This window comes from Mucilaginibacter yixingensis, assembly GCF_041080815.1.
GTDB classification, from domain to species: Bacteria; Bacteroidota; Bacteroidia; order Sphingobacteriales; family Sphingobacteriaceae; genus Mucilaginibacter; species Mucilaginibacter yixingensis.
Window position 1 is genome coordinate 841,798 of the sequence record NZ_CP160205.1, and the last position, 15,590, is coordinate 857,387.

Sequence of the window (15,590 nt, forward strand, 5' to 3'; positions counted from 1 at the left end):
AGTGCATTTATCTTAATTCATGAAGAAACTGCTGCATTCTATACTAGACTTTTTTTTGTTTAGCAACGTGTTTATGGCGCTTTGTGCCGTAGCTCAGGCACTTATAACGTTTCATTTAGTAGGTTCAAAACCCGTTTACAGTGTGTTGGGCATATTGTTTGCCGGTACATTGGCCGAGTATAATTTTTCTATACTTATTTCAAAGCCAGATAAGCCACAACAATCGCCGTTTGCAAGGGTGCGCTGGTTTTTTAATCATCACAGGTTAATGGTGTCATTTACCATTGTGTCAGTTTTAATGCTGATTCCCCTGTTTCTTATTATTTCATTCGAGTCGCGCATTTTGCTGATCTTTTTGGGGTTATTATCTGTAGGGTATAGCCTGCCGCTGTTCAGTATAGGCGATCATAAGTTTGGCTTACGTCATATCCCCGGCCTTAAGCCATTTCTGATTACGCTGGTATGGACCTTGAGCATTGTATTATTACCCATACTTGAAGCTCAGGACATGCATCTGGCCTCCATCTCTATGCGCGATACTACTATTTTGATTGCCAAACGCTTCCTGTTTATTGGTGCACTTACCATTCCATTTGATATTCGCGATCTTTATCATGATAAGCAAACCGGTCTTAAAACCATCCCGGTAGCCTGGGGCGAGAAAAATGCGTATCTGTTTTGCCAGCTATTGCTGGCGGGTTACGTGTTTTTGCTGTTTATTTTCAGAAATAGCGGCTTCAGTATCGATTTTTTTGCGCTCACCCTAACTGTAATTCTTACCGGGCGGCTCATCTTTAAATCTAAGCACAAGAAGGACGAATACTACTATTTTTTCTATATGGATGGTGTGCTTATACTGCAATATGTGGTGCTGGTGGCTTTTAACTTGATATTTAAATATAGTGGCCTCTGATTACAGTAACGCGGCCTGGTTTTATGACAACCTTTCGCGCGTTGTGTTCGGTCAGGCGCTGGTGCGGGCGCAAACCCGGTTTTTATCTGCTATACCGGCTGGCGCAAATGTGCTCATAGCCGGCGGAGGCACAGGTAAACTGCTTGAAAGTATTGCCGCCGTTCATCCACAGAGATTGAAGATTACTTATGCCGAGATCTCCTCTAAAATGATAGCTCGCGCCCGTCAAAGAAATGCCGGCCAGAATGAGGTGACGTTTGTAAATGATGCCGTAGAACATGTGGCAGGGCAGGAGGTATTTGATGTGGTGATAACGCCTTTTCTGCTTGATAGCCTGAATCCCGTGATTTTCCCGCAAGTGTTTAATCACATGCATCAGTTGCTTAAGCCAGGTGGTATCTGGCTCAATACAGATTTTCAACTTACCGGCAAATGGTGGCAAAAGCCGCTGCTAAAATCTATGTATTTCTTTTTCAGGTTGATGGGATGTACCGATACGATATCGTTGCCACAAATTGCCAATCAGTTTCGTCAACTGGACTACGATGTGGTGAAGGAAAAAGGTTTTTATGGCGATTTTATCCTGGCTTCGGTTTATGAGAAGCAAAAGATTGTTATTTAATTAAAACCTGACGTAATCTCCACCAACGGGAGAGATCTTTTCAGATCGATATGATGGGATGCATAATCGAAAAGATTTTTTGTGGCGCCCTCGCTCATTTCCTGCCCTTCGCTTGCTGACAGATCCTTTTATTTCAGATCAATAACTTGCTTAATAAGGCTTTCCCGCTACCAGTGCCTTATTAGCCCGTTTAACCGCCACCTTTTCCCTATACCCGGCATAGCGGCCTTTGAGCGCCATCTTTAGCATGCTGTCTAAACCGCCCTTTACGGCTAAGTTATACACGCTGGCGGCCTTGCGGCTAAATGAAGCATCCCAGGCACGCAGACTGAGTGAGAACGAGCCGTCCAGGTATTTCATCCAGTGCCAGTAGCCGGTAGGCATAAACAGGGTGTCGCCATGTTCCAGTATCACTTCCTGTCCTTCAATGCCGTCAAGTGCGGGGAAGCGTTCAATGTCTGGGTTGAGCACGTCATAATCTTCCAGCGCGTAGGTAGCGTTGGGTAGGCAGTAGAGGCGTTGTTTCCACTTGTTCTCAAACAAAATAACGTGCTTGCGCCCGCCAAAATGGGTATGAAAAATGTGTGGCAGATCAATATCGTAATGCAGAAAAGTAACTGAGTTTGAGCCGCCAAAGAACATGGCCGGCATGCTTTCAATAAAGCCACCCATCAAATCTTTGGGGATCACAATATCATCAAGCAATTGCGGCGCCTGTTTGAAAACGTTGAAGAAAAAGATGCGTAGCTCTGTAGGCTGCGATGAAATCAGGTCAATGTAATCGCAAAAAGGCATCTCGGCCGCGCGGGTGTTAATGGGTTTTGATGGATCGGCCTTAGAATTATCATACAGCGGCACCACTTTGTCGCCAATAGTTTGTTTTAGGTAGTCTGTGGTCCACTTTTCGCGTGCGGCCCAGTTTTCTGTCAGTCCGCGAATCACCAGCGGGCGACGGGGCTTTAAGTATTTTTCGTTGAAATCTTCAGCGTTGATATAATCAACCTGGTCTACCGGGGTTAGCTTAAAGCCCATTACAATATCAAGGGGTAAATAGAATAAAATTCAAATAAACCCAAATTTATTGTCAATCAGGAATTAATTTTTTGTTAAGAGCCGGGCCTGCGATTGCCACGCGGCTCGCCGGCAGCTAAAGCCTCGTTGGCGCGTTTAACAGCCAGCCCTTCCTTCCAGCTCATGTAGCGTCCGTTGTAGCGTTTTTTCATCAAATCATCAAACTTACGCTGCACGGTGAGGTTAAAAAGGCTCTGCGCTTTAATGGCCCATGATTTATCCCAGGCACGCAGCGAGATGGAGAACGAGCCATCCAGATACTTCATCCAATGCCAGAAACCGGTAGGCATAAACAGGGTATCACCGTGCTCTAGAATAGCTTCCTGGCCCTCTACGCCATCCAGCGCAGGGAACTTATCAAAGTCAGGGCTCTCAATGTTGTAATCCTCTAAAGCGTAAGTAGCAAAAGGGATGCAGTACAAACGCTCGCGCCACTTGTAATCAAACAAGATAACATGTTTACGGCCATTAAAATGGGTATGGAAAATGTGCGCCAGGTCAATATCGTAATGCAGGAAGGTTACCGAACCCGCACCGCCGAAAAACATATTAGGGTATTTATCCAAAAAGCCACCCATCAGGTCTGTAGGGGAGCGGTAATCATTCAACAACCCAGGCGCCTGTTTAATCGGGTCAAACAGAAAAATGCGCAGGTCTGTAGGTTCTTTTTGAATGAGATCAATGTAGTCGGCAAACTTCATTTCAGCTGCCGATGCATTGATGGGTTTAGAAGGGTCGGCCTTTGAACTATCGTACAGCGGCACCGTTCGGTCACCTACTACTTCTTTCAAATATTCAAAGGTCCATTTCTGTAAAGCCGGCCAAGTTTCGCTTGCTTTACGGATCACCAGCGGTTTACGTGGGATGAGGTAGTTGTTAACGAAGTCTTCTTTAGTAATATGATCGACGCGATCTATGGCCGACAAAATTAAACCCATGTTCACAAAAAATTAACGTGCAAATTTAATTAAACTACGTTTTTTTTAAACAAACATTGTGTTTTTTAAATCAAAATGACAATAGATTGCCCCAGTTGTTACAAATGCACAAAGCACCGGCCAATTGCTGCCCGGTGCTCTAACTAAACTAATTTATAACAACAGTGCTGGGGTATTTCAGGTGATATTTTCCAGGTACTTATAGCCGCTGCCCGTGTTTAACAGCAGCACTTTTTGTCCGCTGCGCAGCCATCCCGTTGCCTTTAATTGCTTAAAGGCGTGCCATAGTGCTGCGCCTTCGGGGGCAATCAGCATACCTTCATGGCGTGCAATTTCTTTTAATGCGTCGGCCATATCGGTATCACTTACGCTGAGGGCGGTGCCGCGGCTTTGGTAAAGCACCCGTAGTATCAATCTATCTGCATAAGGTTTGGGTACACGCAGGCCGTTGGCAATAGTAAAGCCACCATCCATAAATGCAGATACCACTTTCTTGTCCTGAAAAGCCTCCACAATACCTGCGCAGCTTTGCGATTGCACGGCCACCATCTGTGGCCGTTTCGGACCGATCCAGCCCAGGCGCTCCAGCTCATCAAACGCTTTCCAGATGCCTATCAGGCCGGTGCCACCGCCGGTGGGGTACAGAATTACGTCTGGCAGTTGCCAGTCAAATTGCTCGGCAATTTCATAGCCCATGGTTTTTTTGCCTTCCAGTCGGTAAGGTTCTTTCAGGGTCGATACCTGAAACCAGCCGTTCTTCAGCGCCTCTTCATTAGCCAGCCTGCCGCAATCGCTGATTGATCCATCAACCTCAATTACTTCAGCACCATAAAGGCGGCATTCATCTTTAAAAAGCTGTGGTGTTTGTACCGGCAGGTAAACGATGGCCCGTATACCTGCCCGCGCGGCGTAGGCGGCTAAAGCGCCGCCGGCGTTGCCTGCAGTTGGGGTCACAATGGTATTAATACCCAGTTCTTTAGCTTTAGATACCGCCATGCCAATACCCCGGGCCTTGAACGAGCCCGTTGGATTGCCGGCTTCGTCTTTCCACATCACTTCTATATCGCCGGTTTGGCTGCGCAGGTTTTGCAGTGGCAGGATAGGCGTAAAGCCCTCGCCCAGCGTAACAATATTTGCCGGATCAATTACCGGCAAAAACTCGCGGTAGCGCCACATGTTGGTGGGACGGTTTAGCAGATCATCTTTGGTAAGTGTGTTTTCTGCAAACCGGTATTCGGCAAAAAGTGATGAGTTGCAAATGGGTTAAAAGCGAGCCCGTGCCAATGTGCGTCAATGGCATGTGTATCATAAAAGCAGGGTGTTACTTTGTTAATGTTTAGTTAATCCAACAACAATTTAAGTATTAAAACAGCAAATAGTATTGGTTTGACGGCACTTTCATTCACGAAAAATTTTGATAATCTATAACCCGCGGTTATACCGCATTGTTAACAGGTAATTGGCCCGGGACGTATGAAATGTTGTATCTTTGTTAAGTAAATGTTAGAGCTTATGAAAAACCTGATTTTCATTGTCTTACTTGCTTTAACATCGGCCTTGGCCAGTTGTAGCCATACCGAAAAAAAGCAGTCGGCCCCGGCCGAGGCTGTGGTGGTTAATAAGGCCACAGCCAGTAAAGATACGCTAACCGTGCAGGGGAAGTGGATCATTTTCTTTCAACCATCCCAGGCTGACTATGCCGAAATGCAACGCAATGGTGTGGACAGTAACTTCTTTACCATTGCCTCCCAGTTTAGTACTTACCGTGATACGATGGTCGACTCATTAAAAAAGACCAAATGGGCCGATATGATCCAGCTGAATGAGCGACGCTACTTGGTCATTAAACTAAACAATGGCAAAAAGGTGGTGTTTGACCGCACTAAGTCTAACGATATGGTTGGCATGATCTTAACCGATGGTAAACAGAGCCCGGATATAGAGTCGGGCGTGTCTAATAATAGGGTTTGGTGGGCCGCTATTAACTGGTTTTTTGGGGAGAAGTAAGCCCGGTTTACCTTGTTGTCATTCCGAACGAACTTGCCCGGGGATGTGTGATGGAGTGAGGAGGAATCTTGTAAGAGCGATAGCAGAAGATCTTAGACGTTTGATGTATTGCAGTGCCAAGGTTGCAACTGTATAAGATTTCTCGTCGCTCTCACGCTCATTGCCCGCCCTAGGCTCACTCGAAATGCCATGACGGGATGGGTTAAAAAAACAATTCTGCCGCTATATGATCTGCATAAAGCTTGCCTGTTTGGGTGAGGTAGAGTTTGCCATCTTTCCCGGTCAGCCATTCTTTTTCTAAAAACTCGGTTGCTCCTTTTTGCACAACAGCGGCAGTGCCTGCGGCGATGCCTTCCAGATGTTGCAGATCCAGCCCCCACATGGTGCGCAACGAGGTCATGATGTACTCGTTAAGTCGGTTTTCTTCGGTTAAAAACTCGGTTTCAGAGGGGATGGACCCTTTCTCCAATTCGCGCAGGTAAAGGGCATTATTAGCGGCATTCCATTGGCGGGTTTCACCGTTGAAGCTATGTGCCGATGGTCCGATACCCAGGTATTTTACGCCCTTCCAATAGTTGGAGTTATGGCGAGAGTAGTGGCCTGGCATGCAATAGTTAGAGATCTCATAGTGCTCAAAACGCTGTTGTTGCATGGCGTTCATCAGTAGCAAAAATTGCTCGGCGCTTTGCTGGTCGTTCACCGGGGGCTGTTGTTTCTTTTTGATAAAACTGGCCAGGGCGGTGCGGGGCTCAACGGTTAAGGCATAGGCCGAGATATGCGGAATTTCCAGCGCAAACATGCGTTCAATATTCTGCTTCCATTTGGCGTCGGTTAGCAGGGGATAGCCATAGATCAAATCGGCAGTGATGTTTTCAAACCCGGCATCCTGCGCACGTTTTACGGAGGTTTCTGCCTCGTTAGCTTTATGTGCGCGGTTCATCCACAGCAGATCTTCGTCAAAAAAAGACTGTATGCCGATACTAAACCGGTTGACGGACGTTTGGCGCAACGCAGTAATCTGTGCTGCACCCAGATCGTCAGGGTTAGCTTCTAACGTGATCTCGGCGCCATCAGCAATAAAATGATGTTTGCCAACTGTGTCTATCAGCATATTTACCTCGCCTGCGGTGAGCAGGGAAGGGGTGCCGCCGCCAAAGTAGATGGTCTCAATAGTCTCACCATTCAGGTAGTTTTTTTGCAGGGCGATCTCTTTGGCCAGCGACTGTACCATTTCATCCCGATACTTGAGCGAGGTGCTGAAATGGAAATCGCAGTAATGACATGCTTGTTTGCAGAAAGGAATATGTAGATAAATGCCAGCCATCAGAAATAGAGAAAGCTGTAGAATTACGGGAGCTTTCGCACCGCAAATCTACAGCTTTCTGCCGGATTGTTCTTAGAGTGAAAAGGCTAAGGGAAGTATTATATAGTTTGCGGCTGTTGCATCAGCGCTAATTTTTTATGCCAGAAGATGTACGAGCCAAACACCAGCACAAAACCCAGCAGGATAGGTGCCCAGTTGCTCGCCGGATCGCCGACCATAATAAAAGAGTAAATCGCGCCTAACAGATCGAACGTAAAACCGGCGTAAGCCCATTCTTTTAATAGCGGGAAGCGTTGAATCAATAGAGCAATTACACCCAGTACTTTTAAAAAGCTGAGCAGTGGTAAAACATGCGGTCCAAAACCGATGTGCTGCATCATGGCAATACTTTTTGGGTTAGGTACAAAGCCGCTAACTGCCGAAAGTAGCATGCCCAGGCTTAGCAAGCCGGTAAAGATCCAGTAAAAGGTGTTAACTTTTTTCATGATGATTGGTAATGGTTAATTGGTTTATATACTTAAAGTTAATGTTTTTAATACTAATTGTTTCATCGATTCAAAATTAGCATCAGGGCCGGGGCTGCGTGAGTGCCAAAGCAGTCAATTTACGGGTGCTTTTGCGACAGGCAGATTATATCTCTACCTTTGTTGAATGACCAAAACAAACCAACCCACCATACTTGTTATAAATGATGATGGCATCACCGCGCCTGGTATAAAGGCGCTGATGGAAACAATGAAGGAGATAGGCCGCGTTGTGGTAGTAGCGCCAGACAGCCCTCAATCGGGTATGGGGCATGCTATCACTATTGGTAAGCCGCTCCGTTTGGATAAGGTTGATCTGTATGAAGGTATGGAGATGTACCGCTGCTCTGGCACCCCGGTAGATTGCGTGAAGCTGGCCGTTAATGTGGTGCTGAAAGGCCAGAAGCCCGATCTGTGCGTATCGGGCATTAACCACGGACTGAATAACTCTATCAACGTGCTGTACTCAGGCACCATGTCGGCTGCGGTTGAGGGGGCTATTGAGGGCATTCCGTCTATCGGCTTCTCACTGGATGATTATACCCTGCAGGCCGATTTTAGTCACTGCCTCAAATTTGTAAAATCAATAGCGTTGGAGGTGCTGGCTAACAATTTGCCTCCGGCTACGCTGCTTAACGTTAACTTTCCTAATATTAAACATATCAAAGGCATTAAAGTATGCCGGCAGGCGGCTGCCAAGTGGGCCGAAGAGTTTGACGAGCGTATGGACCCGCACAAGCGTCCGTACTACTGGCTCACCGGTGTTTTCCAGATGAATGACCAGGGCGAGGACACCGATGTGCATGCGCTGGAGCATGGCTATGCGTCAGTGGTCCCAGTTCAGTTTGATATGACGGCCCACCACGCTATTCCGTTGTTGAATGGATGGAAATGGTCTGAACCAGGATTTTAAAGATTAACACGATTTAGTATCCATTACGTCATTACGAGGAACGAAGCAATCTCTGTACTTAGCATATTGATTTGCATTTGCAGAGATTGTTTTGTTCCTTACAGCAACGAAGTACTACTCGCCCCTCACTTTACTTCACTCACTGCAAAATCAACCCCGTTAGGGTTTCCTTTTATTTTTAGCAACACCGGGAAGGTTGGGTTGTTAAGTATCCACATTTCGGTTTTGCCATCGGCAGATGTTACGTAGAAATCATCGGCAGTACTATCTTTAAACTTATAAGTGCCGGTTTCTTTAACGGTATAGGTAACACCGCCGTAGTTGAATGATTTGGTATCGGTTAAGCTTTTAAAGGCCGATTGAGAGATTACGCAGAAGGTTTCATCATCTGTTAGCTTGGCTATGCCTCCTTGTACGGGTTGGGCGTTGAAAGATGAGCCGCTGGCAAAACCTTTTTTGGTCATCTCGTAGCTGCCGCCGGTGCCTTGCACATCCCAATCCATTTTGATTGGGTCGCCCAGGCTTTTAATGGTGAGGGCAAACACTATTGATTGTCCGCCGTAGTTTACATCATAATTCAGTGTAGAGCCTTCTTTAAAGGTTAGTTTATCTTGAGCAAAGGCTGTTGCTGATACCAACAAGGCTATTATAAGTATGCAAATGTTTTTCATACTTAAAATAAGCAGCCTTAGATGAAATGTATGTTAAGTGGAGGTGAATAAACAGGCGTGTCTGTTGGTCTGTCAAAACCTGATCTTAAAATCCTCCTTCGCCTGGCCTTTGCGAAAGTATACCAGGCCGGTCCAGAACAAATCTACCGTGGCGGTAACCTGTGGGTGGGCCTTAATTTCGGTCCAGGCCTGTTTCATGCCTTCACTCCAGTAAATATCATCAAAAACCAGTACGGTGTTTTCATGAACTTTGGGCAGGCAACAGTTAAAATAGCGCATGGTAGCTTCATAAAAATGATTGCCATCTACATACACAAAGTCAACTTTTGGCAGGCTGTTAATGAGTGGTTGCAACGTATCGTCAAAATTGCCGGGTACTTGTTTAATGCTATCAGCCTTTTGATGGTTAAAGAGCTCACTGGCTAACACCGCAACTTCCGTACATCCTTCTAAGGTATAAACATTTGCCCTGGGGGCTGCAGCCTGCAAATACAACGTGGTAACGCCCAGACTGGTACCCAGTTCAATTATGTTTTCAGGTTGATGATAGGCAGCCAGGCGAAAAAGCAGTTGAGCCTGCCGGGGTGATTTTACTGCATTTTTAGCAATGTCTGCAACAGATCGCACACTTTTATTATCAATATGAGAGCCTGCGCCCAGGTCTGTTACAGTGATGCGATGCTTGTCATGCAGCAGTCTTTTTCTGGCTTCTTCTATGGAATTGTATACGTTTTTGGACGAAAAATCGTAAATTACCTCATCTACTAATTTGTAAACAAAGGGAGAGTGCGTACCGTGGCGTGTTTTTGCTGTTAGGCGATGCAGCAGGTAGTCTATACCAAACCTGATGTTGAACATGCGGTAAAATTAGATAAACATTTGATATAGCTGAGAGGTTGAAATGATAAACGTTGCAGAAATAGCATCTCTCATCCGCCTACTAGACGATCAGGACGCGGAAGTGTTTGCACATGTGCATGATAAGTTAAAATCGTACGGCAGCGAGGTAATTGAATATCTGGAGAGCGCCTGGGAGCAGGCTTTTGACCCGGTATTGCAAGACAGGCTGGCAAATCTGGTACACGAAATACAGTTTGATCAGGTAAAAATAGAGTTGCAGCTGTGGTATCAGGGCGGAGCGTTTGATCTGTTACAGGGCGTGCTTACCATCAATAAATACCAATACCCTGACCTGGACGAGCAGAAAGTAATTAACCAGATAGAAGCTATTAAACGCGATATCTGGATGCAGATGATCTATGAAGCCAGTCCGGCTGAGCAGGTGAAACTCATCAATCACATTTTTTATAATATCTACGGTTTTAGCGGCAATACCACTCATCATCAAGATCCGCAGAATAGTTACCTGAGCCAGGTGTTGGAGAGCAAGAAGGGGAACCAGATCTCGCTGGCCATTATCTATTCCATCATTGCACAAAAGCTGGATATTCCTATCTATGGCGTAAACCTGCCGCAGCACTTTATCCTGGCCTATATGGATCAGAATGGTGAGAGCGAATTTGAAGGCGGCGTGATGTTCTACATCAATGCGTTTAACCGCGGTTTTATCTTTGGCAGGAGGGATGTAGATATGTTTCTGAAGCAACTGGGCGTAAAGGCCGACAAACAGTTTTATGAGCCCTGCAGCAACGTAGATATTGTTCGGCGTGTGCTGCGCAATTTGATTAGTGCATATGAGCAATTAGGCTCTACAGAGAAAGCACGGGAGTTGAATGAGTTGCTGTCGATAGTGAGTGAGTAGGGTAGTGAGTTGTGAGTAGTCAATAGTGAGTGGAAGAGGTGGCTTCACGGCTTTTGCGGGCCCCTTGAATATGCTGGACGACATCCGCCGCGCAGCTTTTAATTAACTTTCGGCCGCAAATTTTCAATTAACCGTACTTAGTGCAACCCTTTTCTTTTCAATAGTCCGCCTGTTGTATCATCAATACTTTGCTGAACAATGAAAGCTTTTGGGTCAATAGCCAATACTTCTTTTTTGATGGATGGGATTTCCAACCGGGTGGCAACCGTGAAGATGATATCGCGCGGGTCATTAATTGCACCGTCTTTGCCATAGCCGTTTTTGCCTTCGTAGATCGTAACACCGCGTCCCAGTGTTTCGGTAATGGTTTGACGGATCACTTCGCTATGGATAGAAACAATAGTGAGGCCGGTGTATTGCTCAATACCATTCAGAATGTAATCAATCATTTTTGAGGCCGAAAGGTAGGTGAGGATGGAGTATAAGGCCTGTTCAATCCCCAACACAAAAGCTGCTACACCAAAAATGACCACATTGAGCGACAAGATCACGTCGCTTACTTTTAGTAACTGCGAGCGTTTGCTAACCAGCAGAGCGGCAATCTCGGTACCATCCAGCACAGCACCACCACGAATAGCCAGACCTATACCTGTCCCCAGAAAAATACCGCCGAACACGGCTGTTAACAGCTTGTCATGCGTTACATCGGGGAAGTGTACCAGCGCCAGGCAGAGCGATAAGCCGCCAATAGCCAGCGTACTTTTAATGGCAAAAGTTTTGCCCAGTTTGCGATAACCTAACCATAAAAAAGGCAGGTTGATAGCGAAGATGAAGATAGAGATGGGTACCGGCGTAATATCTGCCAGTAGCATGGAAATACCTGTTACGCCGCCATCAATAAAATGGCTGGATAACAAAAATCCTTTCAAACCCATCCCGGCAGAGAAAATGCCAATGATGATAAATATAATTTCCTGGGTAGTTTCTTTAGACTTCATTGGGCAGATGTGCAGATCAATTTATGTGCAAATAAATGCTTTATTCCGTATTGTCAGTAAAAGCGATACGTCATTGCGAGGAACGAAGCAATCTCTGCGAAGGACACTCGGAAATGTTAAGCGGACATGCATGTACAGAGATTGCTTCGTGCCTCGCAATGACGCTATGGAAAAATGGCTGGGTTATTCACATCTAACTTAAAACCCGTTCTGTGCTAAAAAGTTCGCGCAACGTTCAAACCAATCGTCTTTAGTGGTTTTGTTGTTCAATCCAAAACCATGGCCGCCAGCCTGATAAATATGCATCTCGGCTTTTACGTGATTTTTCAATAGCGCATCATAAAACATCAGGCTGTTTTGTACGGGTACCGTGTGGTCGTCCTCCGCCTGTACCAAAAAGCATGGAGGCGTGTTGGCGGTCACTTGTTTCTCGTTGCTGTACAGGTTAATCAATTCCGGACTAGCGTCTTTACCGGTCAGCGCTACTTGCGAGCCGCGGTGAGCCAAATCGCCAAAGGTAATTACAGGATAGATAAGCAGCGCAAAATCTGGACGTACGCTGGTGTTGTTTTTATTGTCAATTACCACTTTATCAAAGTGAGTAGCTGCGGTAGAAGCCAGGTGACCACCGGCCGAGAAGCCAATAATACCCACTTTTGCCGGGTCAATGCCCCATTGTGCTGCGCGCTCGCGTACCATCTGGATGGCGCGTTGGGCATCCTGCAGCGGACCGATGGTTTTATCTTTCATGATAGAATCACTCGGCAGGCGGTATTTCAATACGAAAGCAGTAACACCAATAGAGTTAAAGCGCTTGGCAATATCGGCGCCTTCTTTAACCATAGACAGGTGCACGTAGCCACCACCCGGACAAACAATTACGGCCGTACCGTTGGCTTTGCCTTTCTCGGGCAGGTAAGGTGTCAGTTCCGGATCGGTCACCTTGCTGGCGCCGCCGTTAACAATGCTTTCTTTATAAGTAGCAGGTGCAGGTTTTGAGTTTGGGATACCGTTGGGATAAAGCGGTATGGGTTTTTCCTGGCCAAAGGCCACAGTAGCTGCCAGCATGGCTAATAGCAGTAATGATTTTTTCATAATTTTTTGGTAAACAATGGTCTATGTAGCTAAGGTAAAAAAACAGACCGTTGTTGCCCAGAAACAGTGTAAAATTAATGTGCGGCTTTATTGACGTGACACACCCCTACAGCCGCACAGTCCAACACGCCCCCTCTCAAGGGGAGATTTCAGCGCTTCCCAACACTTGTGGTGTAGACTCGAATGATTACAAACAAAAAGCCACCCGTTATTAGCGGATGGCTTTGATTTATAAAGATAGGCAAAGCCCAATCTTTAAACTCTAATCTTCAATAACTATCTCCAGGCTTTATACTGGTTGATCAGGCCATTGGTAGATGAATCATGTGATGACACATCTTCATTGCCTTTCAGCTCCGGCAGGATTTTGCCAGCCAGTTGTTTGCCCAGCTCTACGCCCCATTGGTCAAAGCTGTAGATGTTCCAGATAATGCCTTGTACAAATATTTTGTGCTCATACATAGCAATTAATGAACCCAGACTACGCGGCGTGATCATTTTTACCAGGATAGAGTTGGTAGGGCGGTTACCTTCAAATACTTTGAATGGCGCCAGTTTCTCAATCTCGGCCTCGCTTTTACCGGCTGCTTTCAGTTCGGCTACCACTTCATCGTAGTTTTTGCCGTTCATCAACGCTTCGGTTTGGGCAAAGAAGTTTGATAACAACATCTGGTGATGCTCGCCCAGCGGGTTGTGGCTTTGTGCCGGTGCGATGAAATCGCAAGGAATCAGTTTGGTACCCTGGTGAATCAGTTGATAGAATGCGTGCTGACCGTTGGTGCCTGGCTCGCCCCAAATAATCGGGCCGGTTGAGTACTCAATGATGTTACCGTTACGGTCGGTAGATTTACCATTGCTTTCCATATCGCCCTGCTGGAAATAAGCGGCAAAGCGGTGCAGGTACTGATCGTATGGCAGGATGGCTTCGGTTTCAGCATCAAAGAAGTTATTGTACCAGATGCCGATCAGCGCCAGTATAGCCGGGATATTCTCTTCAAACTCGGTATTGCGGAAGTGATTGTCCATCGCATGTGCGCCGTCAAGTAACTCAATAAAGTTATCAAAACCGATGCTCAGGGCGATAGACAGACCGATTGCGCTCCACAGCGAGTAACGGCCACCTACCCAATCCCAAAACTCAAACATGTTTTTGGTATCGATACCAAATTTCGCAACCGCGGCAGAGTTAGTAGATAAGGCAGCAAAATGCTTGGCAATATCTGCTTCCTGTGCGCCGCCGGCCAGGAACCACTCGCGTGCAGAATGCGCGTTGGCCATGGTTTCTTGCGTAGTAAACGTTTTGCTGGCAACCAGAAACAGGGTAGTTTCAGGGTTTAAACCTTTCAACGTTTCGGCAATATGTGTACCGTCAACGTTTGATACAAAGTGCAGGTTCAGTCGGGTTTTGTATGACTTTAATGCCTCGGTAACCATTACCGGGCCCAGGTCAGAACCTCCAATGCCTATATTAACAACATCAGTTATCTCTTTGCCGCTGAAACCTTTCCACGCGCCACTTATCACTGCGTCGCTAAACTCTTTCATGTGTTGCAGCACGGCATTTACCTCCGGCATCACATCTTTTCCATCAACAATAACAGGAGTGTTACTGCGGTTACGCAGGGCGGTATGCAGCACCTGGCGACCTTCGGTAGCGTTAATTTTTTCACCGTTAAACATCGCTTCAATTGCACTGTTTAGTGAACACTCACGCGCCAACTGTATTAAAAGCGCTAAAGTTTCATCGGTGATGCGGTTTTTAGAAAAGTCTACCAGAATGTCTTCAAACTGGAAGGAAAATTTGTTAAAACGCTCATTGTCAGATGAAAAAAGCGATTTAAGGTCTGTTTTGGCAATGTCTATAAAGTGATCTGTAAGATATTTATAGGCTGCGGTGCTGGTAAAATCAGTATTTGGCAACATAGTTGAGGTAATTGTATCTCGTCAAATTTAAAAAGTTAATGGTTAAGCTCGCATTATTGTTTGTTAAAATCTGCAATTATGCAAATGCTACCTGAAAGACCGTTTTGCGTGTTTCGGCTATGCCATTAGCTAAGTGTTTGATTAACACGGTCTCTGTGTGTAAAAAGCACACATGAGGTTAGTGTTTTGAATACACATTCTATTTTGACAATATTTTAACAATTTTTAAATATTATTTTGAAAATCAAAATAAACAATTGCTATCTTTGTCTTATTGATAATTAATAAAACAATACTTCATCAATTTGTTAATTAATCAGGAAAGGAAAAATTAACCATGTTTGAAAAACTTTTTTTGCTTGTTAAAAATAACGCCAAAGAGGCAGTTATTGACAATCCGGTGATTGCGGCAAAAGACCGTGACGCAGTAATTATCGAGGCTTCCAGCTCGATCATCGAGGTGTTAAAAAACCAGATGGAGAGCGGTAAGTTAAACGATCTGATTAAGTTTTTCCGATATTCGGGCATCTATGGTGCTGCCCTTACTACTAGTATGGTTAATCGTTTTGCTAATAAACTGAATAAGTTTTATGGCCTTAACCCCGAGGACGCGCAGGCTACCTCGCTGCAATTGATTCCAGGCATAATGGATCAGCTGGTAACGCAAACCCGTAGCGGTAAAGAAGATTTTGCCCTTGGCACCATGCTGTCAAACCTCAACGGTAATCGTGCAGACCTGAGTCTGCTGGTTAACCAACTGATGGTTGCTTAAATTTGAGATTACTTTAAAATTTATACTTTGAAAGCCCGTCTGTTTTGCAGGCGGGCT

16 protein-coding genes are annotated in these 15,590 nt (G+C 45.7%); 6 read left to right on the top strand and 10 right to left on the bottom strand.

Annotated features, from left to right (window positions below):
• The first annotated feature begins 19 nt into the window (after window positions 1–19).
• Together ABZR88_RS03515 and ABZR88_RS03520 are read left to right on the top strand one after the other, a co-directional pair.
• A complete protein-coding gene (locus tag ABZR88_RS03515; protein WP_245917080.1) occupies window positions 20–913 on the top strand; it encodes a hypothetical protein in 894 nt (297 codons plus the stop codon).
• Window positions 903–1,535 carry a class I SAM-dependent methyltransferase gene (locus tag ABZR88_RS03520; protein WP_170113642.1) on the top strand — a complete coding sequence of 211 codons (633 nt, stop codon included), beginning with the start codon at window positions 903–905 and terminating at the stop codon, window positions 1,533–1,535. Before ABZR88_RS03515 ends, ABZR88_RS03520 begins: the two co-directional genes overlap by 11 nt.
• 150 nt (window positions 1,536–1,685) lie before the next feature.
• Here the strand turns inward: ABZR88_RS03520 and ABZR88_RS03525 are convergent, their stop codons facing one another.
• From ABZR88_RS03525 to ABZR88_RS03535, 3 genes are all read right to left on the bottom strand, one after another.
• On the bottom strand, window positions 1,686–2,567 hold the full coding sequence (locus tag ABZR88_RS03525) for a cupin-like domain-containing protein (RefSeq protein WP_107829733.1): 882 nt from the start codon (window positions 2,565–2,567) through the stop codon (window positions 1,686–1,688).
• 74 nt (window positions 2,568–2,641) lie between these two features.
• Window positions 2,642–3,544, bottom strand: coding sequence for a cupin-like domain-containing protein (locus ABZR88_RS03530; protein ID WP_107829735.1), 903 nt, complete (start codon window positions 3,542–3,544; stop codon window positions 2,642–2,644).
• A 177-nt stretch (window positions 3,545–3,721) separates the two neighbouring features.
• A complete protein-coding gene (locus tag ABZR88_RS03535; protein ID WP_107829737.1) occupies window positions 3,722–4,804 on the bottom strand; it encodes a threonine synthase in 1,083 nt (360 codons plus the stop codon).
• Between the two features lie 252 nt (window positions 4,805–5,056).
• Between ABZR88_RS03535 and ABZR88_RS03540 the strand changes: the two genes are divergently transcribed.
• Entirely contained in the window at window positions 5,057–5,551 is a 495-nt protein-coding gene (locus ABZR88_RS03540) for a hypothetical protein (protein WP_146166572.1), read from the top strand.
• Window positions 5,552–5,753: 202 nt separating this feature from the next.
• On the opposite strand, the gene hemW is transcribed toward ABZR88_RS03540, so the two are convergent.
• Together hemW and ABZR88_RS03550 are read right to left on the bottom strand one after the other, a co-directional pair.
• Window positions 5,754–6,875 (bottom strand): radical SAM family heme chaperone HemW, encoded by a 1,122-nt coding sequence (hemW, locus tag ABZR88_RS03545; RefSeq protein ID WP_107829741.1) that lies wholly within the window; start codon window positions 6,873–6,875, stop codon window positions 5,754–5,756.
• Between the two features lie 98 nt (window positions 6,876–6,973).
• Window positions 6,974–7,360: a DoxX family protein gene (locus tag ABZR88_RS03550; protein WP_107829743.1), complete on the bottom strand. Its 387-nt coding sequence runs from the start codon at window positions 7,358–7,360 to the stop codon at window positions 6,974–6,976.
• Window positions 7,361–7,526: 166 nt separating this feature from the next.
• On the opposite strand from ABZR88_RS03550, the gene surE reads away from it, so the two are divergent.
• Entirely contained in the window at window positions 7,527–8,312 is a 786-nt protein-coding gene (gene surE / locus ABZR88_RS03555) for a 5'/3'-nucleotidase SurE (RefSeq protein ID WP_107829745.1), read from the top strand.
• A 125-nt stretch (window positions 8,313–8,437) separates the two neighbouring features.
• Here the strand turns inward: surE and ABZR88_RS03560 are convergent, their stop codons facing one another.
• Window positions 8,438–8,983, bottom strand: a complete 546-nt coding sequence (locus tag ABZR88_RS03560) for a hypothetical protein (protein WP_107829747.1) — start codon at window positions 8,981–8,983, stop codon at window positions 8,438–8,440.
• A 72-nt stretch (window positions 8,984–9,055) separates the two neighbouring features.
• Window positions 9,056–9,841 (bottom strand): O-methyltransferase, encoded by a 786-nt coding sequence (locus ABZR88_RS03565; protein WP_107829749.1) that lies wholly within the window; start codon window positions 9,839–9,841, stop codon window positions 9,056–9,058.
• A 43-nt stretch (window positions 9,842–9,884) separates the two neighbouring features.
• On the opposite strand from ABZR88_RS03565, the gene ABZR88_RS03570 reads away from it, so the two are divergent.
• Window positions 9,885–10,745: a transglutaminase-like domain-containing protein gene (locus tag ABZR88_RS03570; RefSeq protein WP_107829751.1), complete on the top strand. Its 861-nt coding sequence runs from the start codon at window positions 9,885–9,887 to the stop codon at window positions 10,743–10,745.
• 137 nt (window positions 10,746–10,882) lie between these two features.
• Here the strand turns inward: ABZR88_RS03570 and ABZR88_RS03575 are convergent, their stop codons facing one another.
• The 3 genes from ABZR88_RS03575 to pgi all read right to left on the bottom strand — a co-directional run bounded on the left by ABZR88_RS03575 (window position 10,883) and on the right by pgi (window position 14,761).
• Complete coding sequence (locus ABZR88_RS03575; RefSeq protein ID WP_107829753.1) at window positions 10,883–11,743, bottom strand: YitT family protein; 861 nt, start codon at window positions 11,741–11,743, stop codon at window positions 10,883–10,885.
• Window positions 11,744–11,941: 198 nt separating this feature from the next.
• Entirely contained in the window at window positions 11,942–12,838 is an 897-nt protein-coding gene (locus ABZR88_RS03580) for an alpha/beta hydrolase (protein ID WP_107829755.1), read from the bottom strand.
• A 276-nt stretch (window positions 12,839–13,114) separates the two neighbouring features.
• Window positions 13,115–14,761 carry a glucose-6-phosphate isomerase gene (pgi, locus tag ABZR88_RS03585; RefSeq protein ID WP_107829757.1) on the bottom strand — a complete coding sequence of 549 codons (1,647 nt, stop codon included), beginning with the start codon at window positions 14,759–14,761 and terminating at the stop codon, window positions 13,115–13,117.
• Between the two features lie 337 nt (window positions 14,762–15,098).
• Here pgi and ABZR88_RS03590 point away from each other — a divergent pair, with 337 nt between their 5' ends.
• Complete coding sequence (locus tag ABZR88_RS03590) at window positions 15,099–15,533, top strand: hypothetical protein (protein ID WP_107829759.1); 435 nt, start codon at window positions 15,099–15,101, stop codon at window positions 15,531–15,533.
• Window positions 15,534–15,590: the final 57 nt, after the last annotated feature.

Bases quoted from the DNA above. Each gene is read 5' to 3' on its own strand.
- ABZR88_RS03515 (WP_245917080.1), top strand. From the start codon at position 20: ATGAAGAAACTGCTGCATTCTATACTAGACTTTTTTTTGTTTAGCAAC.
- ABZR88_RS03525 (WP_107829733.1), bottom strand. From the start codon at position 2,567: ATGGGCTTTAAGCTAACCCCGGTAGACCAGGTTGATTATATCAACGCT.
- ABZR88_RS03530 (WP_107829735.1), bottom strand. From the start codon at position 3,544: ATGGGTTTAATTTTGTCGGCCATAGATCGCGTCGATCATATTACTAAA.
- ABZR88_RS03540 (WP_146166572.1), top strand. From the start codon at position 5,057: ATGAAAAACCTGATTTTCATTGTCTTACTTGCTTTAACATCGGCCTTG.
- hemW (WP_107829741.1), bottom strand. From the start codon at position 6,875: ATGGCTGGCATTTATCTACATATTCCTTTCTGCAAACAAGCATGTCAT.
- ABZR88_RS03550 (WP_107829743.1), bottom strand. From the start codon at position 7,360: ATGAAAAAAGTTAACACCTTTTACTGGATCTTTACCGGCTTGCTAAGC.
- surE (WP_107829745.1), top strand. From the start codon at position 7,527: ATGACCAAAACAAACCAACCCACCATACTTGTTATAAATGATGATGGC.
- ABZR88_RS03560 (WP_107829747.1), bottom strand. From the start codon at position 8,983: ATGAAAAACATTTGCATACTTATAATAGCCTTGTTGGTATCAGCAACA.
- ABZR88_RS03565 (WP_107829749.1), bottom strand. From the start codon at position 9,841: ATGTTCAACATCAGGTTTGGTATAGACTACCTGCTGCATCGCCTAACA.
- ABZR88_RS03570 (WP_107829751.1), top strand. From the start codon at position 9,885: ATGATAAACGTTGCAGAAATAGCATCTCTCATCCGCCTACTAGACGAT.
- ABZR88_RS03575 (WP_107829753.1), bottom strand. From the start codon at position 11,743: ATGAAGTCTAAAGAAACTACCCAGGAAATTATATTTATCATCATTGGC.
- ABZR88_RS03580 (WP_107829755.1), bottom strand. From the start codon at position 12,838: ATGAAAAAATCATTACTGCTATTAGCCATGCTGGCAGCTACTGTGGCC.
- pgi (WP_107829757.1), bottom strand. From the start codon at position 14,761: ATGTTGCCAAATACTGATTTTACCAGCACCGCAGCCTATAAATATCTT.
- ABZR88_RS03590 (WP_107829759.1), top strand. From the start codon at position 15,099: ATGTTTGAAAAACTTTTTTTGCTTGTTAAAAATAACGCCAAAGAGGCA.